The sequence below is a fragment of the Frateuria sp. genome (assembly GCF_035944355.1).
In the GTDB taxonomy this organism is placed as follows: domain Bacteria; phylum Pseudomonadota; class Gammaproteobacteria; order Xanthomonadales; family Rhodanobacteraceae; genus Frateuria_A.
This window is the reverse complement of record NZ_DASZBH010000012.1, coordinates 40275-66538: the sequence shown is the minus strand read 5'-3', so window position 1 is coordinate 66538 and position 26264 is coordinate 40275. Positions and strand designations below refer to the sequence as shown.

16 protein-coding genes, 1 tRNA gene and 1 pseudogene are annotated in these 26264 nt (G+C 67.4%); 2 read left to right on the top strand and 16 right to left on the bottom strand.

From position 1 onward, the window contains the following. Positions 1–135: 135 nt before the first annotated feature. Together VGU03_RS09275 and VGU03_RS09270 are read left to right on the top strand one after the other, a co-directional pair. Positions 136–684, top strand: coding sequence for a DUF488 domain-containing protein (locus tag VGU03_RS09275; RefSeq protein ID WP_327480096.1), 549 nt, complete (start codon positions 136–138; stop codon positions 682–684). A 181-nt stretch (positions 685–865) separates the two neighbouring features. Beyond that, entirely contained in the window at positions 866–3067 is a 2202-nt protein-coding gene (locus VGU03_RS09270; RefSeq protein WP_327480095.1) for an ATP-binding protein, read from the top strand. Positions 3068–3253: 186 nt separating this feature from the next. On the opposite strand, the gene VGU03_RS09265 is transcribed toward VGU03_RS09270, so the two are convergent. The 16 genes and pseudogenes from VGU03_RS09265 to VGU03_RS09190 form a co-directional block, all read right to left on the bottom strand. Continuing rightward, on the bottom strand, positions 3254–5182 hold the full coding sequence (locus tag VGU03_RS09265) for a response regulator (RefSeq protein ID WP_327480094.1): 1929 nt from the start codon (positions 5180–5182) through the stop codon (positions 3254–3256). Then, a complete protein-coding gene (locus VGU03_RS09260) occupies positions 5175–6035 on the bottom strand; it encodes a sensor histidine kinase (protein ID WP_414655957.1) in 861 nt (286 codons plus the stop codon). The genes VGU03_RS09265 and VGU03_RS09260 overlap by 8 nt, the downstream gene beginning before the upstream one ends. Position 6036: 1 nt before the next feature. After that, entirely contained in the window at positions 6037–7044 is a 1008-nt protein-coding gene (locus VGU03_RS09255) for an ATP-binding protein (RefSeq protein WP_327480093.1), read from the bottom strand. Beyond that, positions 7035–7439, bottom strand: a complete 405-nt coding sequence (locus VGU03_RS09250; protein WP_327480092.1) for an anti-sigma regulatory factor — start codon at positions 7437–7439, stop codon at positions 7035–7037. Before VGU03_RS09250 ends, VGU03_RS09255 begins: the two co-directional genes overlap by 10 nt. Next, the gene (locus tag VGU03_RS09245) at positions 7436–7798 is read right to left on the bottom strand and encodes an STAS domain-containing protein (RefSeq protein WP_327480091.1); all 363 of its coding nucleotides are present in this window, start codon (positions 7796–7798) and stop codon (positions 7436–7438) included. The genes VGU03_RS09250 and VGU03_RS09245 overlap by 4 nt, the downstream gene beginning before the upstream one ends. A gap of 3 nt (positions 7799–7801) precedes the next feature. Further along, complete coding sequence (locus tag VGU03_RS09240; protein WP_327480090.1) at positions 7802–8653, bottom strand: STAS domain-containing protein; 852 nt, start codon at positions 8651–8653, stop codon at positions 7802–7804. A 75-nt stretch (positions 8654–8728) separates the two neighbouring features. Then, positions 8729–8916 (bottom strand): annotated as a pseudogene (locus VGU03_RS09235) (IS3 family transposase); the annotation flags it as partial. A gap of 258 nt (positions 8917–9174) precedes the next feature. Beyond that, positions 9175–9251, bottom strand: a tRNA-Arg gene (locus VGU03_RS09230). A 291-nt stretch (positions 9252–9542) separates the two neighbouring features. Then, the gene (locus tag VGU03_RS09225; RefSeq protein ID WP_414655956.1) at positions 9543–11441 is read right to left on the bottom strand and encodes a M61 family metallopeptidase; all 1899 of its coding nucleotides are present in this window, start codon (positions 11439–11441) and stop codon (positions 9543–9545) included. A 121-nt stretch (positions 11442–11562) separates the two neighbouring features. Then, the gene (locus tag VGU03_RS09220) at positions 11563–13461 is read right to left on the bottom strand and encodes a M61 family peptidase (RefSeq protein WP_327480089.1); all 1899 of its coding nucleotides are present in this window, start codon (positions 13459–13461) and stop codon (positions 11563–11565) included. Positions 13462–13634: 173 nt separating this feature from the next. Beyond that, a complete protein-coding gene (locus tag VGU03_RS09215) occupies positions 13635–15125 on the bottom strand; it encodes an amino acid permease (RefSeq protein WP_327480088.1) in 1491 nt (496 codons plus the stop codon). Positions 15126–15259: 134 nt separating this feature from the next. Further along, positions 15260–16534, bottom strand: coding sequence for a sterol desaturase family protein (locus VGU03_RS09210; RefSeq protein WP_327480087.1), 1275 nt, complete (start codon positions 16532–16534; stop codon positions 15260–15262). Positions 16535–16684: 150 nt separating this feature from the next. Beyond that, positions 16685–19795, bottom strand: a complete 3111-nt coding sequence (locus VGU03_RS09205) for a TonB-dependent receptor (protein WP_327480086.1) — start codon at positions 19793–19795, stop codon at positions 16685–16687. Between the two features lie 228 nt (positions 19796–20023). Next, a complete protein-coding gene (locus tag VGU03_RS09200) occupies positions 20024–21061 on the bottom strand; it encodes a glycerophosphodiester phosphodiesterase (protein WP_327480085.1) in 1038 nt (345 codons plus the stop codon). A 7-nt stretch (positions 21062–21068) separates the two neighbouring features. Further along, entirely contained in the window at positions 21069–23414 is a 2346-nt protein-coding gene (locus VGU03_RS09195; RefSeq protein WP_414655955.1) for a beta-N-acetylhexosaminidase, read from the bottom strand. Between the two features lie 98 nt (positions 23415–23512). Continuing rightward, positions 23513–26212: a TonB-dependent receptor gene (locus VGU03_RS09190; protein WP_327480084.1), complete on the bottom strand. Its 2700-nt coding sequence runs from the start codon at positions 26210–26212 to the stop codon at positions 23513–23515. Positions 26213–26264 lie beyond the last annotated feature (52 nt).

Sequence of the window (26264 nt, the reverse complement as noted above, 5' to 3'; positions counted from 1 at the left end):
GAATTCTCCAGTGGGCGTCTGCGGCAGTCCGGACCGGACGGGGAAGCCGCGCCGCCATCGTAGGAACCTCCGGCGATGGCTCCGTGAAGCGGCGCCATCGCACGGCGGACACGGCCATGGGTGCATGCTTGGCGCATGCCAGCAGGTGACGCCTTTCCTCCGGTATTCGACATCGGCCACTCCACGCATGCGCTGGAGACCTTCATCGGACGGCTCCAGGCGCATGCGGTCGAGTGCGTGGTCGACGTGCGGCGCCTGCCCGGCTCGCGACGCCACCCGCAATACGACGGGCCCGCGCTGGCCGCTTCGCTGGCGCCGCTGGGCATCGGCTACCGGCATCTGGCCGCGCTCGGCGGCCGGCGCGGACGCAGCCTGCCCGCCGGTGCGCCTTCACCGAACGGCTTCTGGGAGAACGCAAGCTTCCGCCGCTACGCCGACTACGCGATGGGCGAGGACTTCCACGCTGGTCTGGTGCAACTGCTGGAACTCGCCGGGCGCCAGCGTTGCGCGCTGATGTGCGCCGAGGTGCTGTGGTGGCGTTGTCACCGCCGCATCGTGGACGACTACCTGCTGGCCGCAGGCCGCACGGTCTGCCACATCCTTGGCGATGGCCATGCCGAGCCCGCAAAAATGACGCCGGCGGCACGGCGCGCCGGCGATCATCTGGTCTATCCGGCGTCCTGATCAGCGCCGGTTGAGCCGGCGCGCCACCACCGGGTCCGGCGCGGCCATCAAATCCTCCACCTGCGCGTGTCGCCGGACCGGCTGGCCTAATCCCGGCGGCCGATTTCGCGCCGCCTGCGCGAGTGTGCTTACAATGCCCCCGCGCCGCCGCCACGCTGGTGCGCGCAGGGGGAACGTCCGAATGAATCCTGGGGCACAGGCGCCGCCGAGCTCGCTGCGCGTGATCGCGCGCCGTTTGCGCGATGGCCGGCTGGCGCGGCTGGTCGCGAGCTACGGCGAGTACCACGTCTCGGTGCGCCGTGCCCTGCTGCTGGGGCTGGCGATCCTGTGGTGCCTGTACTGGCAGTACGTGGCCGGCCCCTCGCATTCGAAGCTGGTGCTGGCGCGCGAGGCCGCGTTGCTGCGGCCGTGGGCGGAGCTGTTCTTCGCCGCGAGCCTGGCCTGGATGGCCGCCGTGCGGCTGCGCATGGTGCCCACCACCGAACTCGTCGACGGCATCGGCGCGGCGGTGAATGTGCTGGGCATCGGCGTGCTGCTCGGCCTGGCCTGGAACCTGTGCATCTCGGTCATCACGCTGCTGCCGCTGGCGACCATCATGGTCGGCACGCGCTCGGGCCGCGGCATGTTCTTCGCCTTCATGACCGGTTCGGTGCTGGTGCTGGGGCTGGCCGCACCGCCGCACTTTTGGACCGAGCGGCCGGCCTTCGTGCCGTTCGCGCTGGTGTTGCTGGTCGGGCTGCCACTGACCATGTACCGGCTGCTCGGCACGATCTCGGCGATCTCGCAGTCGGCGCTGCATTCGCGCGACGCGCAGAGCCGCTTCATCGCCACCATGAGCCACGAGCTGCGCACGCCGCTCAACACGGTGGTGCACGCCGCCTCGCTGATCGACACCGCGGCGCTGGATGCCTCCGACCGCCAGCTGATGCACGCGCTGCGCGCCAACGCCAACGCGCTGCTGCAGCGGGTCAACGACGTGCTCGACGTGGCCGCGATCGACGCCGGCCGGCTGCACTTCAGCCGCGAGCCGTTCCTGGTCGCCAACGTGCTCGGCCAGGTGCGCGACGTGGTCGGCCCGCTGGCGCACCAGCGCGGCGTGCGCCTGCGTACCGTGCAGGGCCGCGGGCTGGACGACGCGCTGCTGGGCGACGCCGGGCGCGTCGCGCAGGTGCTGATCAACCTGGGCACCAACGCCGTGAAGTTCACGCCGGCGGGCGGCGACGTCGGGATCGAGGTGCGCCTGGCCGACAACGGGCTGATCCAGCCGCGCCTGCTGTGCACCGTCACCGACACCGGCAGCGGCGTGCCGGACGAGATGAAGGCGCGCATCTTCGAGCCGTTCTACCAGACCAGCGACGGCCTAGTGCGCCGCCACGACGGCACCGGCCTGGGGCTGCACATCGTGCGCAGCATCTGCCAGCAGCTGGGCGGCCGCGTCGCGGTCGGCGACAACCCGGGCGGCGGCAGCGTCTTCACCGCCGCGCTGCCGCTGGACCGCGCCGCGCCCGAGCAGACGGTGGTCGAGCCGCTGGATACGGTGACCGCGCTGGATGCCCACCGCGCGCGCGTGCCGGCCATCACCTGCCTGGTGGTCGACGACAACCGTTCCAGCCGCGACACCCTCGGGCACCTGCTGCGCCGCGCCGGCCATCGGGTGCTGTTCGCCGGCAGTGGCGAGGAAGGCCTGCGGGCCATGGATGGGCCGCACCGTCCCGATCTGGTGCTGCTGGACATGCACATGCCCGACCTTTCGGGGCTCGATGTGCTGGCCCGCCGCCGTCCGCGCCACGACATGCCGATCGTGATGTTGAGCGCCGACTCCGACCCCGAGGCGATCGAGCAGGCGCTGGCCCACGGCGCGACCGCTTATCTCACCAAGCCGGTCTCGATCGAGCGCCTGCTCGCGCTGCTGCGCCAGGTCGGCGCCAGCGCCGCGATGGTTCGCACAGCGACGACGGCGCCGCCCCGCGGGGCCGTGCCGAATCCGCAGGCCGAAAGCTCGCTCTCGCTGATCTGCCGCATCGCCACCCCCGAGCAACGGCGCACCTACCTGAAGAGCTGGCAGAGCGAACTGCAGCAGGACAACGAAGCCCTGCTTGCCGCCCTGCGCAACCACGACTCCGCCGCCACCGCCGCGCGACTGCACCGCCTGCAGAACGCCTTCCTGGTGATGGGCCGCAGCGAAGCGGTCGGCCTGTGCGCGCAGCTGCGCGAGGCGATCCGCGCCGGTCTAGGCACCGAGCCGGTGCTGGGCGCACTGCAGGCGGAACTGCAGGCCACCGCCGCCATGCTGCGCGAGCGGCTGGCCGACACCACGCCGGCGCCGGCGAGCCGGGCAGACGGCTGGCGGCCCGTAGCCTGGCGCCCGGCCTCCGTCGACTGAACCCGGACGCCCAGCGCGTAGGACGACGTTCCGCGCCCGATGCCGCCGACAGGCGGCAGGGACAAGGTGCGGGCGACGAACCGGGGGACAGCCCCATGGCTACCGCCTCATCCCACGCTGCGGACCAGATACTGGCTTCGCTCGGCGAGCTGTTGCGCAGCGAGGTTGGCGGTCAGAACCAGCTCGTCAGGCGTCAAGCATGGTTTGGACCTTGCGCAGCAGATGCTCGATCTCGAACGGCTTGACCACCATGTCCATGCCGGGGCCGAGGAACTCCTCTCGCGTCAACGCGTTTTCCGCGTAGCCGGTAATGAACAGGATCGGCAGATGTGGGCGCAGCCCGCGCGCGATATCGGCCAGGTCGCGACCGTTCATGCCGGGCAGTCCGACATCGGTGACCAGCAGGTCCAGGCTCTCGTCTCCGCGCAGTACGCGCAGCGCCGATTCGATATCCGCCGCGCGGGTACAGCGATAGCCCGCCTCGCCGAGCAGCTCGGCCACCAGCATGCGCACGGTCGACATGTCCTCGACCAGCAGAACGTGTTCGCCGTTGCCGCGCGCGACCACCTGTGGCAGCGCCAGCGCAGGGCGCGCTTCCGTCTGCACTGCCGGCACCAGCAGGGTCACCTCGGTGCCCTGGCCCTCGACACTGGTGATGCGTACCAGACCACCGGATTGCCGCGCGAAGCCGTAGATCATCGAAAGACCCAGACCCGTACCCTTGCCGCTCGCCTTGGTGGTGAAGAATGGCTCGAAGACCTGCTCCAGAAGATCGGGCGGGATGCCACAACCGTTGTCCCGCACGGTCAGGGCGATGTACTGACCATCGGTCAGTTCGCTGTCGGCCCGGATGTGCATGCAGCTGGTGCTGACAGTGACGAGGCCATGGTCCGGCAATGCATCGCGCGCGTTTATCACCAGATTGAGCACGGCGTTCTCGAGCTGGCTGACGTCGATGCGCGCCACCATCGGTTCGCTCGCCAGCTCGAAGCGCAGTTCGACCCGCTCGCCCATGGTGCGGTTGAGCAGATCCTTGAGCGAGCGCACGTGTTCGTTGATATCGACGGGCCGGGCATCCAGCGGTTGTTGCCGCGCGAAAGCGAGCAAGCGATGGGTGAGCGCGGCCGCTCGGCGCGCCGACTCCAGCGCTATGTCCGAATAGCGCTGGACGTCGAGGCTGCCCTCCTCCACGCGCCGCTTGATCAGCTCGATGCCGGTAATGATGCCGGTCAGCAGGTTGTTGAAATCGTGCGCGATGCCTCCGGTAAGGCGACCGAGCGCATCCATCTTCTGCGCCTGCCGTAGTTGCGCCTCGGTATGCGCGTGCTCCTCGACCTCGCGCGCCAGGCGGGTGGTGGCGGAGGTCAGCGCCTCATGGTGCTGGCGTTCCCGCTGGCGCTGCTCGGTAACGTCCTCGATAAAAATCAGTCCGAGATGAGGCACGCGGTACGGCACCACACGCCATTCGGTTTCGCGCAAAACCCCACCGGTAAGCAATGCCAGTATGCCGTGCCAGCGCTCACCCGCGAGCAGCGCCGAACGCAATTCTTCCAGCGTCGCGGCCTGATCCTCGGCAAAGCTGTCGACCAGGCGCGCATCGCGTGGAATCAACCGGCCGAATGCCGGATTGCTCTCGTGCACGCGCAGCTCCGCATCGAGCACGGCAATGGGCGCGGCCACATGGGAGAAGATTTCGCGAAAGCGCGCTTCGCTCTCGCGAAGCTCGCGCTCGGTGTCGCGGACGCGCAGCAACGTGCGCAGCGTGGCCATCAGCACATCGGGATCGACCGGATGCACGAGGTAGGCATCGGCGCCGGCATTGAGACCGGTGATGACATCGCCGGTGGCGATCGACGAGGCCGATACGTGCACCACCGGCAGCAGTGCGGTGTCGGGTTGCTGGCGCAACTGCCGGACCACATCGAAACCGCTGGTGTCAGGCAGGTTGACGTCCAGGATCAGTGCGTCGACCCGATGCGCCTGCAGCAGCGCCAGTCCCTCGCACCCGGTGGCCGCCTCAAGCACGAGGCAGCCGCGGTGTTCCAGTACGCGCTTGACCGCATAGCGCGTGGCTATGTTGTCATCCACCACCAACAGGCGGATATCGTCAGCCATCGGCATGCTCTCCCGGCAGGACGGTGGGGATGATCACGTAAAAGACCGAACCGTGGCCCGGCGCGCTTTCCAGCCCGACCCGTCCACCCAGCAACTGGCTGAAGCGCTTGCACAGGGATAGGCCCAGCCCGGTGCCGCGCAATCGCTGCTGCAGCGGCGAATGGACCTGTGTGAAATCCTCGAACAGCTTGGCGTGCATTTCCTCGGGGATGCCGATGCCGGTGTCCTTCACCGAGAAGCGCACCTCCCCCGGGCTTTCCACGCTCGCGGTCACGCGCACCTCTCCCTGCAGGGTGAACTTCAGCGCGTTGGCGATAAAGTTGCGAAGAATCTGCGCGAGCTTCTTGTCGTCGGTATAGAGCTTGGGGATGCAGTGCGGCTCCTCGAACACCAGGTCGACGGCGGTGCCAACAGCAATCGGGCGGAACATGCCGCGCAATGCGGCGAACAGATCGACCATGTCGAACCAGGCGGGAGCGATGGTGATGCGGCCGGCCTCGATCTTCGCCAGGTCCAGCAAGTCATCCACCATCGCGCTCAGCTCTCTCGCCGCGTTCTGCACGAACTCCATCTGTTTGTGTTGTTCCTCGTTGAGCGGGCCATCCAGCTCGTCGCTGAGCAGTCGCACGATGCTCAGGATCGACCCCAACGGCGTGCGGAATTCGTGGCTCATGTAGGAGAGGAAGCGGCTCTTCAGGTCCGACGCCTGACGCAGCTCCTCGGCCTGGGTGTCCAATTCCGCGTACAGCGCGAGCACGCCCCGGTTGGTTTCGTCCAGTTCTGCGCGCAGGCAGGCCGCTTCGGCACGCAAGCGCGCGAGCTCGGCGGCGGGAGATTCCGACAAGTCAGACACGCTAGGCCTCCAGGGCTAGAACCAGGACCGTGGCATCGTCCCGCCCACGGCAGTAGTCGCGATGCAAGAGGGCCGCGATCACCGCCGGGTGGCGCTGCCACAGGCCGGGATAATCGCCCAGGCGCCAGCGCGATTGAAGTCCGTCACTGTGCATCACCAGCAACTTCCCGGCGACGTGCGGATAGTCGAAGGCGTGTGCCTTGCGAAACTGTGCGCCGACAATACCCGGGTGCGAAGCCAGCCCGCGACTGGATTCCTCGCCCACCAGGCTGGCGGAAATGTTGCCGATGCCGGCAAAGCGAAGCAGGCCCTGGCCATCGTGTCGCGCGAATGCCACCGCACCGCCACGGGTGCCGGCCATGCGTTGATGGGCGCGCTCAAGCAGCACCTCCGGCGCCTCGAAGGGGGATTCGACAAAGGCCTCGGCGGCGGCTTGCGCCGCCTCGGCGGCTTGTGGGCCGTGACCGAGACCGTCGGCCACCAACACGCTGGTCCGGGCCCCGTCGATGGCCAGCCGCCAGCTGTCGCCGCTGGTAGTCTCCCCATGCAGGGCATGATGGCTGACGCCATAGCGGAGGTCTGACCCGGCCGGAGCGCCACGTGGGTACAGGCGCGCCAGTACCACGGCGCCGCGCGCATCCGCATACACATCGAACACCTGCGCCTGACGCGTGAGCGCGCTCAGCCCGATGCCCTGGGTACCGCGCGTGGAGTAGCCGTCCACCAGGCAATGCGCCAGGTCGAAGCCGGGGCCGCGGTCGACCGCAACGATTTCCAGCCCGGGTCCGTGGCGTCCGGCAACCGTCGCCAGGTGCAGCGCACCGCGCGTGGCGTGCTTGAGCACGTTGCTGGCAAGTTCGGTGGCGACCAGCGCCGCGCGACCGGCATCGGCCTCGTCGAAGCCGGCCCTTTGCGCCCACTGCGTGGCCACCCGCCGCGCGTGGCCGACCTGGCTGGCATCCTCCAGCGCGAGCACCAGAGTGGATGTGCCGGTCTGCCTTACGTCCATCGGACGATGGTGACGCGGGTACCCTTGCCCGGCGTGCTATCGAGCTCGAACTCGTTGACCAGCCGCTTGGCTCCGGTCAGGCCCAGCCCCAGTCCGCTGCCGGAGGTCCAACCGTCGGTCATGGCCAGCTTGATGTCGGCAATGCCGGGGCCCTGGTCGCGAAAGACCAGGCGCACGCCGGTGCGCACGCCATCCTCGACGATCTCCCAGTCCATCTCGCCGCCACCGCCATAGATCACGGTATTGCGCGCCAATTCGCTGGCCGCGGTGACCAGCTTGGTCTGATCGACCAGGCGCAGGCCGCACTCCTGCGCGACGCGGCGCGCAGCCTGGCGGGCCAGCACGACATCCTGTTCGACGCGCACCTGCAGGGTGCCACGGCTGCGTACGTTCATTCGGCGGCCACGCGTTCGCGCAGCAGTTTCATCCCCCGCTCGACGTCGAGCGCCGTGCTCACCCCAGGCAGCGTCAGCCCAAGCTCCACCAGGGTGATCGCGACTTCCGGCTGCATGCCGACCAGCACGGTATGCGCATCCATGACGCGCGACTGCGCGGAAATGGTGCCGATCATGCGACCGATGAACGAGTCGACCATGTCGAGCGCGGAGATGTCGATCAACACACCGCGCGCCCCAGTCTTGCTGATCCGCTCCGCCAAATCCTCTTGCAGGGTCAGGGCCAGCCGGTCGTGCATGTCCACCTGGATGGTCACCAGCAGGAACTCGCCCATGCGCAGGATCGGAATGCGTTCCATCGATCAGGCCCTGACCACGTTCAGGCCGGTGCGCTTGAGCGCCAGCGCCAAGGCGTCGGCCAGGTTGGCCTTGGTGACGATGCCCTGCAGGTCCAGTCCCAGGTGCACGATCGTCTGAGCGATCTGCGGGCGCACGCCGCTGATGATGCAGTCGGCGCCCATCAGGCGGATCGCCGTGACTGTCTTGAGCAGGTGCTGAGCGACCAGGGTGTCGACGGTTGGTACGCCAGTGATGTCGATGATCGCGATCTCCGAGCCGGTCTCGACGATGCGCTGGAGCAGCGACTCCATCACCACCTGAGTGCGCTGCGAATCGAGCGTGCCGATCATCGGCAACGCCAGCACGCCGTCCCACAACTTGACCACCGGCGTGGACAGCTCCAGCAGCTCCTCCTGCTGGCGGCGGATGACTTCCTCGCGCGACTTCTGGAACGTGGTGATCGTGTGCATGCCCAGGGCGTCGATCAGCTCAGAAACGGCCCAAAGCTGTTCGGCGAGCTGCGCGGACTCGCCGGCCAGCTCGCGCTGAAGCAGCGAGAACAGCGGGCGCTTGAGCGAGAAGATGAAGTTGGCCGTGTGCTGGGAATCGAAGCCGTTCAGGGCGCGGTCGCGCGAAAGCTTTTCGAGAAATGTGCGGCCTTCCAACCAAGCGTCCGTGCCGACAGCGCTGCCGCCGCGGCTCGCGCATTCGACCAGCAGGCGCAAGGCTTCGGTGGTCTGACGGCGTAAGTCCTCAGGGCTCAGGCGGGTATCGCGGGTGGCGCCGCTGTTGGCCAGATCCGCATTCCACTGCTCGAGCAGCCAGGCATCGTTGTCACGTATTGCATCCACCGTCGACGGTTGCAGCTGTGCCATGGGCATTCCTCCTGGATGACCCGCTTATCATGGCGCAACTGTCGGTGTGAAACACTTGCCCGCGGATTCCGGCGTTCCCGCGCCCGGAAACGCATGCCGCGGATCACTCGCCAGCTTCCGCCCCACTTGCGCAACACGTGCAGTTACAGGCCACGCACCCCCCGCGCAACGGCTACGCCGCGCTCCCCAACCAGCCGCACGGCCTCGCGCTTGAACTCATTGCCGAATGTCCTTCGTGTCGCCACGAACCACCTCCGCTTCATCATCACACCTAGTTCGGTGTCCGTGAAACCGGCAGCAGTCCACCCCAACCCATTCGCATGTGTCCCGGACGGCTTCTCACGCAAGATTTCGTCCGGTGGGTCATGGGTCAATTCCGAGTGCTCCTGACGCGGGTCGCCAACGCACAAAAGGCCCTGCCGAATATCTCGACAGGGCCTGAGGCTTGCTGGGAACGGCTTGCGCCGCTTGCGAGTCACCGTGCTCTAACCGGAACGAATGAGCCGATGACCTATGGCAGATGGCGCGCCCGGAGGGATTCGAACCCCCGACCAATGGCTTCGGAAGCCACTACTCTATCCGGCTGAGCTACGGGCGCGTGGTGCTGCGAGGCCGCGCAGGGACCGGTCGGTCCGCGGCGGACGGGCAGTATAGCGGAGTTGGGTGGGTCGTTCATGCGCCCCTCCCGCTCCCTCGGGAGCGGGCGCCCACTGGGTTGAGGCGAGGCTTCGGACGTAGCGCGGTACGCGCTGGACGGACTGTTTCCTGGAACCTCTCTCCCGGGGGAGAGAGGTCGGGGATTCCGGCTTGCGGGGCTTTCGGCGGGCCTTGGCCCCTCACCGGCCTCTCTCCCATCCTTGACGAGAACGGGAGAGCGGGGTGCGGCGCGTTACAGTGGCTTGATCAGCTCGGCGAGCGTGTCGGGCTTGCTCGTGTCGCGGACCAGGTGCGGGTACTTGAGGCCTTCGTGGTAGTCCACGCGCAGGGTCTTGTACTCGTCGAAGTTCTTCACCAGCAACTCGACCGGCTGGCTCTTGTCCTTCGCGGCCGCCGTGACGGCGTCCTTGATGGCATCGCCGGAATACTCCTTGCCGTTGACCGCGACGATGCTCATGCCCGGCGACAGGCCGGCCTTGAACGCAGGGCCGTCCCACAGCACGTCGGCGATGGCGCCGCCCTTGCCCACCGCCACGCCGAGCGAATAGGTCAGGTCGGTGAAGCCGCGGCGGCTTTCGGCTGCCTTGACCGCGGCGGAGGGCTTGTCGGTGTAGACCAGCTTCCAGCCGTGCGAGGCGATGCCGCCGATCAGCGGGCCGTGGCCGTCCAGGCGCGTGCGCAGGTAGCTCTTCCAGTCGTACGGCGCGATGTCGTTTAGCGTCTTGACCACGTCCTCGAAGGTGTAGGTGTTGACGCCCCAGTCGCCGTTGTTCATGCCGAAGAAGGCGCGCGCGAAGGCGTCGATGTTCTTCTTGTTGTGGGTGAGCTCACGCAGCTTGCCGTCCACGTCCAGCCAGATCATCTCGCCGGCCGAGTAGTAGTCCTCGCTGGCCTGGTAGTTGCGGTACGGCAGCGGGCGGCGCTGGGCGATCGGCGGGTCGTTGGTGGTGTCCTGCACGTTGCGCCAGCTGGCCAGGCCGGGGCGGCCCTTGTCGTAGGTGGCGGCGACGTAGGCCAGCATGTCCAGCGTCTGCTCGGTGTTCCACAGGCCCGAGCGCGCGGCCATGATCTGGCCCCAGAACTGGGTCTGGCCCTCGTACACCCACAGCAGGGTATCGCTCATCGGCACGTTGAAGTTGGGCGTGGTCAGATCCGCGCCGCGGCGGTACTTGCCGTCCCACGAATGGTTGAACTCGTGCGAGAACAGGTCGCGCGCGTAGACGTTCTTGTCCCACTCGGTGAAGTAGTCGGCGCTGGTGCCGTCCTCGCTGGAGCGGTGGTGCTCCAGGCCGTTGCCGCTCATCTTGTCGCTGAGCGAAACCAGGAAGGTGTAGTGGTTGTAGTGGTGCGCGCCGTAGAGCTTGTACATCTGCTGCACCAGCTCGCGGTGCAGCTTGAGCTGCTCGGGCTTGATTTCCAGATACTTCGAGTCGTCGGCGACGATGGCCATGTGCACCGGCACCTTGCCGTTCGGGTCGAGGTCCACGCGCTTGAAGTACTTGCCGGCGTAGATCGGCGAGTCGACCAGGTCGCAGTAGTCGATCGGCTTGTAGCTGACCGTGGCGCCGCTGGTGGAAGCCACTTCCAGCGCGGTGCCCGCCTGCCAGCCGGCCGGGTAGGTCACACTGGCCTGGGTCATGATGCGGTTGGCGTTGTAGCCGGCCGGATACAGCGTGACGGTGTTCCACTGCAGGTTGAGCATTTCCGGCGTCATCACGACACGGCCCTGCTTGGTGTCCTGCGGTGAGAGGTATTCGAAGTAGGCCTCGACCGAAGTGGCGCCCTGCGGCACGTCGACGTGGAAGGCGTAGACGTTGAGCGGGTCGCGCGTCCACGGCAGCACCTTGCCGTTGGCCTTGACCACCAGGCCCGCGAATTTGTCGATCGGCCCGGTCGGGGAATGGTTGCCGGGGATCCACTGCGGGTAGAGCAGCGTCAGCGGGCCGGGCTGCGCCGGGATGGTCTCGTTGATGCGGAACACGCGGTGCGCGACGTCGGTGGCGTCGACCGAGATCTTGACCGTGCCATTGAAGGGCACGTCCTGCGGCGGCGGCACGTCGGCCAGGGCGGGCACGGCGACCAGCGCGAAGCCGGCGGCCAGCAGGGCGGATGCGAGGGGTTTGGTTTTCACGGAAGGGGCTCTCCGGTGGTGGTGCCTCAAGTACCGCTCACTTGAACGCGGGCCCGTAGCGGAGCCGAAGGGCGGCCCTTCCACTTCGCCTGGCTACGCTCAGGGTGAACGGCTGTGCAAGTTACTTGCGTGGAGCGGTGATCGCGGTCAGCAGGTCCTTGCCATCGGCGCGGACCAGGTGCGGATACTTCAGGCCGCCGTGGTAGTCGACCTTGACGGTGCTGTAGACGTCCACGTTCTTGACCAGCAGCTCGATCGGCGCCTTGCCGGTCTTGGCGGCGGTGACGGCGTCCTTCAGCGCGTCGGGCGAGAAGTCCTTGCCGTTGACCGCGATGATGGTCAGGCCCGGCACCAGTCCGGCGTCGAACGCGGGCCCGTTCCACTGGACGTCGTAGATGTTGCCGCTCTTGGAGGCGGACAGGCCCAGCGAATAGGCCAGGTTCACGTTGTGGCGCAGCGACTCGGCGGCCTTGGCCTCGGCATTGGGCGTGTCGGTATAGACGAGCTTCCAGCCGCCGCGCTCGATGCCGTGCTCGGGCAGCTGGTCGCCCACGTAGTCCAGCCGCGTGCGCAGGAAGGTCTTCCAGTCGTAGGGCTGCACCTGATTGAGCGTGTTCACCACGTCCTCGAAGGTGTAGGTCTTGGTGACGTAGCTGCCATTGTCCATGCCGAAGAAGGCGTGGGCGAAATCATCCAGCGAGTGCTTGCCGTGCGAGAGCTCGCGGATCTGCGTGTCCACATCCAGCCACAGGAGCTGGCCTTCCGGATAGAAGTCGGTGCCGCGGCGCCAGTTGCCCCAGCCGCTGCCGCCGAAGTAGGTCAGCGGCGCGGCGTCGGCGGTGTCCTGCAGTGGACGCCAGTCGCGACCGGTGCGCGCGGACATCGCCGCGGCGATGTTGGCCATCGAGTCGCGGTACTGCGCGGCCGTCCACATGCCCGAGCGAGCGGTGAGCACGCCGGACCAGTAGTCGGTCAGGCCCTCGTAGACCCACAAAAGGTCGTCCTCTTCGACGGTGTTGAAGTCCGGTGCCCACAGCTTGGCCGGGCGTCGGAACTTGCCGCACCAGGAGTGCACGTACTCGTGCGGCATCAGGCTGGCCATCAGCGTGTAGGACTTGTCGTCCGTCAGCATGTCGGCCGGCAGGCGGTCGTCGCTGGATTGATGGTGCTCCAGGCCGAAGTGGCCGGTGTGGTCGGACAGCGTGAGCAGGAAGTCGTAATGCCCGTAGTGATGCGCGCCGAAGAGCCTGTTGGCCTGCTCGACGAGGTGGCGGTGCTGCTCGAGCTGCTTGTCGGTGAGCTTGACCTGGTCGGCCTCGTCGGCCACCACGTTGAGGTGCACCGGCACGTCACCCTTGGGAGCGAGGTCCACGCGGTTGAAGTGCTCGCCGGCGATCAGGGGCGAGTCTACGAAGTTGTTGAAGCTGATGGGCTGGAAGGTCGTGGTGGCGCCGTCGCGCGACTGCACCTGCATGGCGGTGCCGAACTGCCAGCCCTTGGGCAGCGTCACGGTCGGCTGAATCTGGATCCGACGCGTGTAGTAACCGGCCGGGTAGAAGGCCACTTGGTTGAACTCCACGTCCACCAGGTTCGGCGTCGACGAGGCGCTGGCGCCGAACAGTCCGCCCTCGCCCGGCGAAAGGAACTGGAACTGGAGCTCCAGCTGGGTGGCGCCCTCGGGCACGTCCAGGTGCAGCGTGAACATGTCGCGCAGATCGCGGCGCCACGGCACGCGCTTGCCGTTGGCGGTGATGATCAGTCCGGCCAGGTTGTCGATCGGTCCGGACGGTGCGTGCTCGCCGGGAATCCACTGCGGGTAGTAGAGCGTGAACGCGCCAGGCTTGGCAGGGATGGTTTCATGCACGCGGAAGATCTTCTTCGGCGCGTCGGTGAGGTCCACTTTCAGCGTCAGCATGCCCGGATAGGGCTGGTCGACTGGTGCCGCCTTCTCCGCGAGCGCACCGGACGACAACGCCGCGCCCAGCGCGACCACGAGCAGCTTCGAACGAACATTCTTCACGAGCACTTCCCCTGACGGACGAAGGGCGCCTGCGCGCCCCACCTGCCACGCCGGGGCCACGACCGCGACCCGATAACCAACATGACAGTCATCCGATGGTAGGACGAAGGTCACGCCCCTCCCCCTGCCAGAGGTCACGCCGAAACCATGCGCCGGCGTCTGGAAAACGCGTGTCAGTCGCGCCCGCCTTCCAGCCGGCTGTGGCGCATGCCGTAGAAGAAATAGATCGCCAGGCCCAGCACCATCCACACCACGAAGCGCCAGATGGTCACCGCCGGCAGGCCGCCGAGGAAATGCAGATGGCCGTTGGCGATCCACGGCCAGCCGGTAATCAGGAACAGCGAGAACAACATGCCGGCCGGGGCGACCAACCACAGCGCCGGGGTGCGGAAGCTGCGCTGCAGGTGGGGCTTGCGCACGCGCAGGATCAGCACCGAAGCGCAGATGACGATGAACGCAGAGAGCGTGCCGATGTTGACCAGCTCGGCCACCTCGCCGATCGGCAGGAAACCGGCGACCAGCGCGGTGAACACGCCCAGGATCATGGTCGGCCGGGCCGGGGTGCCGTACTTCGGATGCACCTGCGAGAACCATTTGGGCAGCAACCCGTCACGCGAAAGGGCGAACCAGATGCGCGCCGCGCCAAGCATGAAGGCAAACAGCACGCTGGTGATGCCGGCGATCGCCGCCACCGAAATGATGCCGCGGACCCAGTCCAGCCCCAGCGCCTTGAAAGCCGCGTCCACCGGCGCCGGCGAGTTGAGCTGCGCATAGGGCACCATGCCGGTGAGCACCAGCGACACGGCCAGGTAAAGCGCCATCGACACTGCCAGCGAGAGCAGCACCGCGCGCGGCAGATCGCGCTGCGGGTGCCTGGCTTCTTCGGCCGCGGTGGTCAGCGTGTCGTAGCCGAACACGGCGAAGAACACCACGCTGGAGGCGGCCAGCACGCCGCCCCAGCCGAAGTGGTCGCCATCGGTGCCGTGCACGACCGGCGGGATGAACGGGTGCCAGTTGGCGGTATCGACGAAGAAGGCACCCACACCGATCACCAGCGCCACGCCGATCACCTTGATCACCACTACCGCAGTGTTGAAGCGCGCGCCCCATTCGGTCTTGACCGTGAGCATCACGGCGATCAGCAGCGAGATCGCCGCCGCGATCACGTTGAACACCTTGCCATTGCCCGGGTCGGCCGGGTCGTAGGCGCCCTGTGCCCAGACCGGCAGCTGCACGTGGAAAAGCTGCTCGATCAACGCCTGCACGTAGCCGGACCATCCGATCGCCACCACGCCCACGATCAGCGCGTACTCGATCAGCAGGTCCCAGCCGATGATCCAGGCGAACAGCTCGCCCAGCACCGCATAGCCGTAGGTATAGGCGCTGCCGGTGACCGGGATGAGACCGGAGAACTCGGCATAGGCCAGCGCCGCACAGGCGCTGCCCAGGCCCGCGACGATGAAGGAAAGGATCACCGCGGGGCCGGCATTGACCGCCGCCTGTTGCCCGGCCAGCACGAACACGCCCACGCCGATGATCGCACCGATACCGATCGCGGTCAGTTGCCACAGTCCCAGCACGCGGCGGAAATCTCCGGAGCTGCCGGCCTCGGCCTGCAGTTGTTCAACCGATTTGTGGCGCACCAGCTTGGCTAGAAAACCCATCGCGCATCCCCCTGAAGCGAGCCGGGATCATAACGTGGGCGTCGGCGCCGACGGCACTGCCATGGGTTGGGTCCACCACGCACGCGGACAACGCCCGTCGGCCGTCGCGGGCGGACGATCGGCCCGATGAACCGTTAGAGGCTATGGCTGCCGGGTGTCGCCGTTTGTGTCGTACGAGGGGAAGGGTTGGCCAGCCGCGGCAGGGCAAGGGGAGCGAGACCGAACACCAGCAGCAGCGCAAGCGCGAGGCCCGGATCCAGATGGGCCACGCCGAACCAGCGCCCGGTCGCCCAGGGCAGCCATGCGGTCGCCAGGACACGCGCCGCTTCGATCGACCGCGCGCCGGCGCGCCCTTCCATCAGCGCACCGAGCACGGTGAGGCTGCCGATCAGGTAGACGGCGTATGCAAGCAGGGTCGGCAGGCTGGCCCGCGCGCTCAGGTCGAGGAACTGCGTTGCCATGCCCAGCAGCAGCGCGAACTGCAGCAGGCAGTAGAGGGTGAGCGCGCGCGGCATCGGCGGGTCGAAGCGTTCGCGGCGGATGTCGAAGGCGGTACGGGGATAGCGCGCCGCGACGTCGGCCGGCCGCCAACCCGGCGGCTTCAGCCAGACCGCCACCTTGTCGCTCCAGCGCCGCGTGCGCCAGGTGTCCTTCGCCGCCGCCCAGTACACCTCGGCGTTGGCCCACAGCGGATTCCAGCTGCGCAACGGCGCGCGGGTGCCGTACACCGGCGGATCGGCGTCATCCTCCTCCACAAAGGTCCCGAACAGCCGGTCCCAGACGATCAGGATGCCGCCGTAGTTGCGATCGAGGTAGCGCTTGTTCACCGCGTGATGCGCGCGATGGTTGGAGGGCGAGCAGAACACGCGGTCGAACCATCCCAGCCGGCCGATCTGCTCGGTGTGCACCCAGAACTGGTAAAGCAGATCGATCAGCGCCACCACCACGAACACCTCGACCGGGATCCCGGCGAGCGCCATCGGCAGGTAGAACAGCCAGCCCAGCAGCACGCCGCTGCCGGTCTGGCGCAGCGCGGTGGAGAGGTTGTAGTGCTCGCTCTGGTGATGCACCACGTGCGCGGCCCAGAGGATGTTCACCTCGTGGCCGGCGCGATGCAGCCAGTAATAGAGAAAGTCATAGGCGAGCAGCGCGAACGCCCACACCAGGATGCTGTCGGCCGGCAGGGCGAGCAGCGCCAGGTGCGCCGCCACCCAGGCGTAGACGCCGATCGAGAGCAGCTTGGCGAACACGCCCACGATCTGCGAGATCACTCCCAGGCCGATGCTGCTCACCGCATCGTTCGCCCGGTAGGCCACCCGCCCGCGCCAGCGCGCCACCAGCCACTCCACGCCGATCAGCGCGAAGAACACCGGTGTGGCGAAGGTGATGATGAGTTCCTGCAGGTGCATGGCGTACGGCCAACCGTTCCCGTTCCGACACCATGCTACCTCGCGGTGAGCCATCCGACCCGCGTGAGGCCGCGCAACAAAAAGGGCCGCAGGTAAACCTGCGGCCCCAAGGTGAACCGGGCTGCGGACAGCCCGGGTGTTGCGACCTGCTTAGAAGTCGTACGAGACGCCGAAGCGCACGTAACGCGGGGTCTGCGAGCTGATCGGACGCAGGTAGCTCGCGCTGGTCGAGATACCGTAGACCTGCGTGTTGCGCTGGCTGTTGAGCACGTTGTAGACCATCGCGCTGAAGGCCAGCTTCTTGCCGGCCCACTCCGGACGGTACTCGGCGCTCAGATCCAGGCGGTAGGTCCATTCCGTGCGCTTGGCACCCGGAGGCGACGGCTGGCCACCACAGAAGTGGTAGTACGGACCGTAGCCCAGGCCCGGATAGGTGCCACCGGCGTACGGGCCGAGGCACTGGATCGGGGCGCCCGAAGCGACCGCCAGGTTGCCCGAGAGCATCCACTCCGGAGCGATCTGGTACGAACCGTAGGCCTTGATCTGGTGACGACGGTCGTTAGCCAGGTCGCCGTTGGCGTAATCCATGATCGTGGCGTAATCCCAGTCCATCGTCGCCGAGACGTCGGCCTGGCCGATGTCGCTGCGCACCTGGCCTTCGGAGTTGCCGAAGCTGTGCGACCACAGGTAGTCGACCTTGCCGTACCACTTGCCGTCGAACGGATGCTCCAGGTACAGATCCAGGCCGTAGTACTTGCGCTTCATGTCGGTGTTGAAGCCGAAGTCCTTGTGCCAGTCCATCGGCACCTCGTAGTAGCCGCCGTTGAGCTTGGCGACGTAGAACGTGGCGTTCTTGCCCGGGTTGATCAGGATGCTGCCCGGCACCTGCGAGGCATCGTAGGTCGCCGGATCGATGCCCATCGCGTTCATCTTGGCGATGATCGAGGGGCTGTCGGCGATGTCGTCGATGGCGTTGCGCAGGTTGCGGTAGGTCGCCTTGGCGCCCCACACGTAGCTCTCGCCCAGCTTCCGGTCGAAGCCGAGGATGAACTCGTCCTGGTACTCGGACTTGAGGTCCTTGGCGGCCGCCAGCTTCGGATCACGCGGCTGGCCGTACTCGCCGTTGGCGGAGAACGGAGCGCCGGCGCCGCGGCTGGTGTCGATCGGGCTCAGGCCGGTCGGAATGCCGTTGGCATCGATGCCCGTGTAGGTGAAGTACTCGCGGGTGTACAGCGAGGAACCGGCCGAACGCAGGGCCACGCTGGTCGGCATCGCCAGGTAGTAGCGGCCGGCATTGCCGTAGACCTTGAAGCTGGAGTCACCGTTGACGTCCCAGGTGAAGCCGACGCGCGGCGCCCACTGCGGCTTGGTCAGGCGCAGGAACGGCGCGCCGCTGGCGCCATAGTTGGTGAACTGGTCATTGCGCAGGCCCAGCTTGACCAGCCAGCGGTCGTTGACCTGCCAGCTGTCCTCGATGTACTGCGCACGCTGCTGCACGCGCACCGACGCGTTGTCGTGGTAGCGGTAGCGGGCGACGTAGTAGCCCGTCTGGCCGCCCGGCTGCGAGCCGGTGTTGGCCACCCACGGCGAATTGCGCCAGTCGGCGCCCGGCTGGGCGGTACCCGGACCACCGACGATGTAGGTCGCCGCATCGCCGCCCATGGTGTTGTATTCCCAGGCGTAGCCCAGGCCATTGGTCGGGAAGATGCTGCCCGCGTCGATGTTGCTCACGTCCTGGTTGTCGATACCGGCGGCGATGGTGTGATCGCCCAGGTGGTAGGTCAGGTCGACGCGCAGGTTGGTGTTGGTCGACTTGTGGCCCGGCAGGTTGATCGTCGAGACGGTCTGGCTGTTGGTGATCGGGGTGCCGCCGTTCAGCGCCGGGTTCTGCTCGGCAGTGCTGAAGAGGTACGGATAGGTCGGGTCGTAGCCAGGCGTGGTGCTGTAGTACGTACCCTTCATCTTGCCGTACATGGCCGACAGGGTCAGGTCGTCGGTGATGTAGCTGGTGAACTTGGCCGAATAGAGGTCGGCGCCGTTCTTGGTCGAGGTGTCGTAGCTGTTGAAGCTGCCCTGCTTGAGCGTGCTGTAGTCGAAGTTGTACAGCGAGCCCTCGTAGGAGGACTTGCTCGAAGCGCCCGTCACTTCGAGGATGTTGCTCTCGTTGATGTTCCAGTCCAGCTTGCCGTACCACTTCGGGTTGTCGATGCGCGAGTGGTTGGTGAACGGCGAAGTATTCGGACCGGTGCCGGCGGCAGCCGAGCCCAGGCTGGCGCCCGTGCCCTGCTTGCGCTCGCCTTCCACGGCGGCGAAGAAGAACAGCTTGTCCTTGATCAGCGGGCCGCCGACGTAGGCGTCGACCGTGGTGGTCCAGGACTTGTTGTCCGTGCGGTACTGGCGGAGCTTACCCTCGGAACCGTCCTTGTTGACGTAGTGGTAGTTCTTCGGATCGGACATCAGGCTGGTCGGGGTCCACTGGACCTGCGCGCCGAAATGCCAGTCGTTGGTGCCACGCTTGCCGACCTGGCTGATCACGCCGCCATCGGAACGGCCGTAGGCGGCGCTGTAACCACCCTGCAGGATTTCCTGCTGGTCGATGGCGCCGTACGGCAGGCTCAGGCCGCCGAAGCCGCTGAGCGGATCGGTCGTGTTGAAGCCGTTGATGTAGTAGGCGTTCTCGGTCACCGAGGAACCGCCGAAGGAAACCACCGGGCCACCGAGGTTGCCGGCGAAGTAACCACTGCCCTGCACCACGCCCGGCGCCAGCAGCGCGATCGCTTCGGCGCTACGGGCCAGCGGCAGCTTGGCCAGCTGCTCGGCGGTGATGACGGTGCGCGAGTCCACGCCGGTCACGTCGATCGACGGCAGCGCGTTGGCGCTGACGGTGATCGCCGACAGGTTCTGGGCGCTGGCCGAGCTGGCGGCGGCAGCGGCGGCGAAGGAAATCTGGGTGCCGGCGCCCACGCGCAGGGACACGTCCTTGCGCGAATCGACCGTCTGGCCGTTCTGGCGCAGGGTGACCGTGTAGGAGCCCAGCGGCAGCTGGCTGGCGGCGAAGCGGCCCTGTGCATCCACCGGCACTTCGCGGCTGAAGCCCGTGGCGTTCTGGATCAGGACGGTCTCGCCCTGGGCGGCAGGCGCGTCACCGAAGATGCTGCCGGTGGTCGACTGCGCGAAGGCGGCGCCCGCAAAGCCCATGCTCAGGGCAATAGCTAGGGCCGTCCGGCGGATCGCCGGACGATTGGCAACTTGCAAGTTCATGCAAAACTCCCCAAAACCTGTGTTTGGATAAAGGACTGAGGCAATCGTCATGCCCCGTGGCAACGAGCACGGTCATCCTTCCGCGTCCAAATCCGGTTTTCAGGAGTTCCTGCAGGAGGTCGGCAGCCGCAAAGGGGGATCGGCGCCGACACGACAGGCTGTGGGGAAGCGGGACTCGTTTGACCGAACCTTAAGGTGCGCAAAGCAAAAATTCAACATTTACCGGAATTACTTACGGCACTTGGGGCCGACGGCGCGGCGCCCGAGCGCAGGATCATCCGTGAAGAACGCATCGACGCCCGCTTCCAGATGGGCGCGGATCTCGGTGATCGACCCTTGCTCGTTCCGTGCCGCCGGGTCGCCCTGCCGCAACCCTTCGGGGAGGAAGGCGTTTTCCGGACGGAAGGTCCAGGCGTGCACCTCCAGCCCCGCGGCATGCGCCTCGCGCACCAGCGGCGTGGGCGGGCCGAGGCGGCCCGCGCGATCCAGCGGCAGGATCGCGCGCGCGTTCGGGCCGATGGCGTCGGCGTAAGCGGCCACTTCGCGCAGGCCGGCCGGCGTGAGCAGGTCGGCGTAGCGCAGTGCGCCGCCGCGGGCCTCGACGTCCCAGGGCTGCGCCTGGGGATCGTCGATGAGCTGCAGCAGGCGCACGTTGGGCAGATCGCCCAGGCCGGCGCGCAGCTCGCGCAGGTTGGCGGTCTCGAAGGACTGGATCACCACCGGCACGGTGCGCGTGCAGGCGTGCGCCCGCAGCATGTCGAGCAGGCGTTGCTCCATCGGCAGGCCTTGCTGCCGGTACCAGGTGCCGTGCTTGATCTCCGGAATCAGCCCGACCGACCTGCCCAGCCGCGCATGTTCGTGTGCCAGCAGCCCGATGATCTCCTCCAGCGTGGCGATGGGGTAGCGGCCGTCGTGGGCGGTGCCGCGCAGGTGCGGCAGGCGCTCCCGGGTGCGCAGGGTCTTGAGCTCGGCGAGGGTGAAGTCCTCGGTGAACCAGCCTTCGACCGGCACGCCGTCGATGCGCTTGGTCGTGCGCCGTGCGGCGAAGCGGGGGTGGTCCGCCACGTCGGTGGTCGCGCCGATCTCGTTCTCGTGGCGCGCGACGAGCACGCCGTCGCGGCTCATCACCAGGTCGGGCTCGATCAGGTCGGCGCCGTCGGCGATGGCGCGCGCATAGGCGGCCAGCGTGTGTTCCGGCAGATGCGCGCTGGCGCCGCGGTGGGCGATCACCTGGACGCGGGGCGCAAGCGGCTTTGCGGCGTGCACGCGAGCCTCAGCGTTTCTCTTTCAAGGCAACGCGGCCGAGCGCGTACAGCGGGCCATCGGTGGGCGCGGTGTAGATGAGGCACAGGCTGTGCTCGCCGCTCAGGGCCGGCAGCGTGGCATCCAGCGCGAACCGGCGCGGGCTGTGTGCAGGGTCGGGCAGCGGCAGGCTGGCCAGCACCGGGCCGTCGCAGCGGTCGGCATGCACCACCAGCTCGCCGAACGGCGTGGCATGCGGGCGATAAACCACCAGCCTGGCCTCGTTCGCCAGCTGGAAGTTGCGTTCGAGCCGAACCGCATCGACGTGGATCGCGCCGACGCCGTCCATCAGCGTGGGCGGATACAGCTGGCAGGTATCGAACAGGTTGACCGCATACACCGGCTGGGTGCTGGCGGCGTCGGGCATCGGCTGCAGCAGCAGGCGGAAATCCATCCCGGGGCAGTTCGCCAGTTCCGTCCCCGCCAGGCCGAGCAGGCTGGACCGATCGAGCACGCGCTCGCGCGGCGCGGCCAGCGCGCTGCCGTCGGCGGCGAAGCTCGCGGCGCGCACGGTGGCCGGCAGCGCCACGTTGAACGGCAGGTCGTAGCGCGGCGAGGCCGGCGTGGGCATGCTGCCGTCGAGCGTGTAGTGGATGGCGCCGTAGCCGGTCTGGTTAGACAGCGTGACCGTGGCCTTGGCCGTGGCCAGCGCCACGTTGCGATCGACGGCGATGTCCACCGCGAAGGCGCCGTCGGCCACGTTGATGTGCTGCCTGCGGTAGCGCGCCAGTTGTGCCGGCAGGCGTGACAGGAATCCCGGCCAGTTGGTCGTACCGGCGGGCGACCAGGCCACTTCGCTGAGCGCGTCCAGCCGCGGGAACACCTGATGCTCCACGTGCGCCATGGTGGGCATGTGCTCGGTCCACGCATTGGCCTGCACGCCCAGCACGTGCCGGGCCTGCGCCGCGCTCAGCACGCCGGGCACGGGCTGGAAGGCGTACACGCTCTGCAGCGACTCCACCGCGAGGCGGCCGGCGTATTCGTCGGCCAGGCCGCTCTGCACGTGGTCGAAGTACAGGCCCGGCGACGGCGACATGACCACGTCGTGGCCCAGCAGCGCCGCCTTGATCGCGCCGTCGGTGCCGCGCCAGGACATCACCGTGGCGTCGGCCGGCAGGTTTTCGCCCTCGAGGATCTCGTCCCAGCCGACCAGCTTGCGACCGTGTTGTTCGAGATACCGACCGATACGCCCGATGAACCAGCCCTGCAGCGCGTCCTCGCTGGCGAGGCCCAGCTCGCGCATCTTCGCCTGCACCGCGGGCGAGGCCTTCCACTGGTCCTTGATCGCCTCGTCGCCGCCGACGTGGATGTAGGGCGAGGGGAACAGCGCCATCACCTCGTCGAGCACGTGGTCGATGAAGGTGAAGGTGTCATCGTCCACGTTGTACAGCCAGGGGTGCACGCCGGCGTCGGCGGACACCTGCGGGCGCTGCCCGGTGACGCCGAGCTCGGGATAGGCGGCCACCGCGGCCTGCGCATGGCCGGGCATGTCCAGCTCCGGCACGATGGTGACGTGGCGCGCGGCGGCATAGGCGACCACCTGGCGGATCTGCGCCTGGGTGTAGAAGCCGCCGTAGCGCGCCGGCTCCCCGTCGTGGCCGGCGCCCGGCGGCGTGCGCCAGGCCCCGATCCTGGTCAGCTCGGGATAGCGCTTGATCTGGATGCGCCAGCCCTGATCGTCGGTGAGGTGCCAGTGCAGCACGTCGAGCTTGTGCTGGGCCATCTGGTCGATCAGCCGCTCGACCTCGGCCACGCTCTGGAAATGGCGAGCCGAGTCGAGCATCAAGCCGCGCCAGCCGAAACGCGGCCAGTCGCGGATGGACAGCGCGGGCACGTCCACCCTGCCCTGCGAGGCGTCGGGCGTCAGCAACTGGTACAGCGTGACCGCTCCATGGAACAGGCCGGCGTCGTCGCGCGCCTGGACGCGGATGCCCTGCGCCGTCACGCTGAGCGCATAGCCCTCGGCCTCGCTCACCGGCGCCTGCGGATCGCGCTGCAGCACGATGGCGGCGGCCGCACCGTCGCCCTTGCCGATCTTCAGGCGCAGGCCACGCGTGCGCGCCAGCAGGTCGATCAGGTAGTCGGCGGTCTGCCTCGTCGCCGCGTCGCGGTCGGCGAGCACGATGGGCGTGTGCGCGTCGACGCTGAAGTGGCCCTGCTGCAGCTCCAGTTGCGCCGGCTGCGGGATGAGGGCCGGCGGCGCGGCGTCGGCGACCGCCGCGCGCAACGGCAGCAGGGCGAGCGCCAGCAGGCACAGACAGCTGGAAGGGATCGGGCAGCGGATCATCGGCATCTCCTGCGCGGGGTGGCCCAGCATGCCACCGCCGCGGCGGGCAAAAAAAAGGGCCCGCAACGTACTGATCGGGCCCGAACGGGGAGCGCAGGCCATCCGTGGCCTGCGTGTCGTGCGTTGGATCAGAACTTCAGATGCGCGGTGAAGTAGTACTGGCGGCCGTTCTCGTAGAAAGCGGTCGGGATGTACGCGCTCTGGTAGTACTTGGTGGTGGGGTTGTTGAGGTTCAGCGCATCCAGGCTGAAGCTCAGCCAATCCGTCGCCTTGTAGCCGACGGACGCGTTCAGCGTGCCCGACGCCGCCTGGTAGTAGGGCACTGCGCCCTGCAGGCCGATCAGGAACGACGAACGCCAGCTGTAGCCGATGCGCGCGTTGAACATGTCGTTTTCGAAGTAGGCGCCCACGTTGTAGGTGTTCTTCGAGGTGCCGAGCAGGTTGTTCGAACCATCCGCCCAGGTGAAGGACGACGAGCCGTCCGCATAGGTGTAGTTGGCATTCACGCCGAGGTACTTGCCGATCGGCTGGTTATAGGTCAGCTCGAGACCGGACAGGCGGGCATCGGCATTCAGCGGGATGGCGACGTTATACGTCTCCAGCTGGTGGCTCAGTTCGCTGAAGAGCTGGCGGTTGGTGGTGCCATAGGCCACGTAGTCCTTCATGTTCATCGAGAACGCGGTGGCCGCCAGCAGGCCGCGCGGCATGAAGTACCACTCCAGGCCGGCGTCGAAGTTTGTCGACAGCACCGGCTTGAGGTGCGGGTTGCCGCCGCCGCCGGTCTTGCTCAGGTCCGAGCCCCACGAGGAGGCGCCCAGGGCGGAGTAATCCGGCAGGGTCTGGGTCTGCGACACCGCAAAGCGGGCGACCAGATCCTGGGTCATGTTGAACTTCAGGTTGAAGCTCGGCAGGAAGCGGCCGTAGTGGTTGCTGTAGTGCTCGCGATTCCACATGCCGAACAGGCTGCTCACGTCCGGATTGACCGTGGTGGCGGCGTAGGTGTCGATGCCCTGGCTGATGTTGACGTAGCGCACGCCGGCGTTGCCGCTCCAGTTGTCGCCCTGGAAGTTGGCCTGGAAGTACGCCGCGGCGTTCTTCTCGCTCACGGTCCAGTCGGCACCGTAGTTGTGGCGACCGGTCGGACCATCGTTGCCGGCGAGCCAGGTGGCGGTGGAGTCGACCGCATTGGCCAGCGCGGACTGGGTGAAGAACCAGATGTTGCGCGGGAACACACCACCGATGCCCTGGGCGAAATTGCTCGGGTAGCTGCTGGTGGCGGCACCCTGCAGTGCGCCCCAGAGGTTGCCCGGGGTGGCGCCTTCCGGCGACACGGTGGCGCGGTCATGCTTGGCGTAGCGCACGCCGTAGTTGAACGACTCCAGCACGCCGGCATTCATGTACTGGGTGAAGTCGGCCGAAAACCAGTTTTCCTTGTCGGTCGCCCTGACCAGCTGGTCGCCCCAGGTGCCGCTCCATTGCGCACCGGCCAGGCTGCCGTCGCCGCCGACGCTCCAGTCCACCGGCGAGCCGGCACCATGTGTCTGCCAACTGGCGCCCCCACCGTAGTTGTCGGTGACTTCGGCGATGTACTGCTTCGGCGTGGTGCCCGTGCCCTTGGTAGTGCCCGCCTGGAACGTCGCCGTCAGGTTGTCCGACACGTTCCAGTCGGCGTCCGCGGTGTAGTAGTAGGTCTTGGCCTGGGACTTGCGCGCGATCATGTCGTACACGGTGTAGGGGGTGCCCGCCACGCCGGCGTAGGTGGCGTTGGTGAGCACGCCGTTCTGCACCGTGTAGCCCGGATTCGGGGCCTGCGTCATGCCCCAGTTGCCGGCCCACAGCATGTAGTTGCGGTTGTAGTTGTCGGCATCGAGCTTGGAGTAGAAGCCGCTCAGGCCCAGGGTCAGGTCGTTGGTCGGCCGGAACTGGGCTTCCAGCAGGCCGCCTTTGCGCGTGCGGGTCTGGGTGAACAGCGTCGAGCCGAGCAGCGAGGGGATGTACACGCCTACGAGATCGGGATGGCTGATCCCCACCGGGCTGGTCGCGGTGATCTGGGTGAAGCCGCTGGGAAGCTCCTGGGCCTCACGCTGCAGGTGACGCTTTTCGTCGAACACCTGGGCCAGGACGCCGAACGTGCTGTCGTCGTTCTTGTAATTGAACAGGCCAGCGAACTGACCGTCGGTCTTGGACGCCGTGCTGGAGTACACGCCGCCGATGCTGGCGTCCGCGGTGTACTGCTTGTCGAAGTCCAGCGGCTTGCGGGTGATGATGTCCACGTTGCCGGTGGTGCCGCCGTCCTGGAAGCGGGCTTCGGAAGACTTGTGCACCTCCACGCGACTGACGATCTCGGACGGCAGCAGGGTGTAGCTCACGCTGCGGCCTACGGTGTTGCCCTGGCTGAGCACGAACCAGTCGGCCGTGCCGACAGTGTGGCCGTTGATGAGCGTCTGGGTCAGGCTCGGGGCGGTGCCGCGCAGGCTGATGCGGTCGGCTTCGTCGAAGCCGCCCTCCTGGGCGCTGGACGAGCTGATATCCACGCCGGGCAACGCGCGCAGGGTGTCGGCCACGTTGTGGGCGGGCAGCTTGCCTACGTCCTCGGCGGTGACGACATCCACCACGGAATTGGCGCCGCGCTTGATGTCGATCGACTTCTGCGTCGACTCGCGGATGCCGGTGACGGTGACGGTGGCCAGCTCCTTGGCCTTGGCCTTGTCGGCCTGCGTCGAGCGGGTGTTCTGGGTGCCCTGGGTAGCGTCCTGGGCGTGCAGCGTGCCGGCGAGGCACAGGCTGGCGACGATGCTTGCGGCTAACAGCGTTTTGCGGTGCGACATGGTCATCCTCCCCTCAAGAAATCCAGCGCCGCGCGATGTGGGGCGCTGCTGG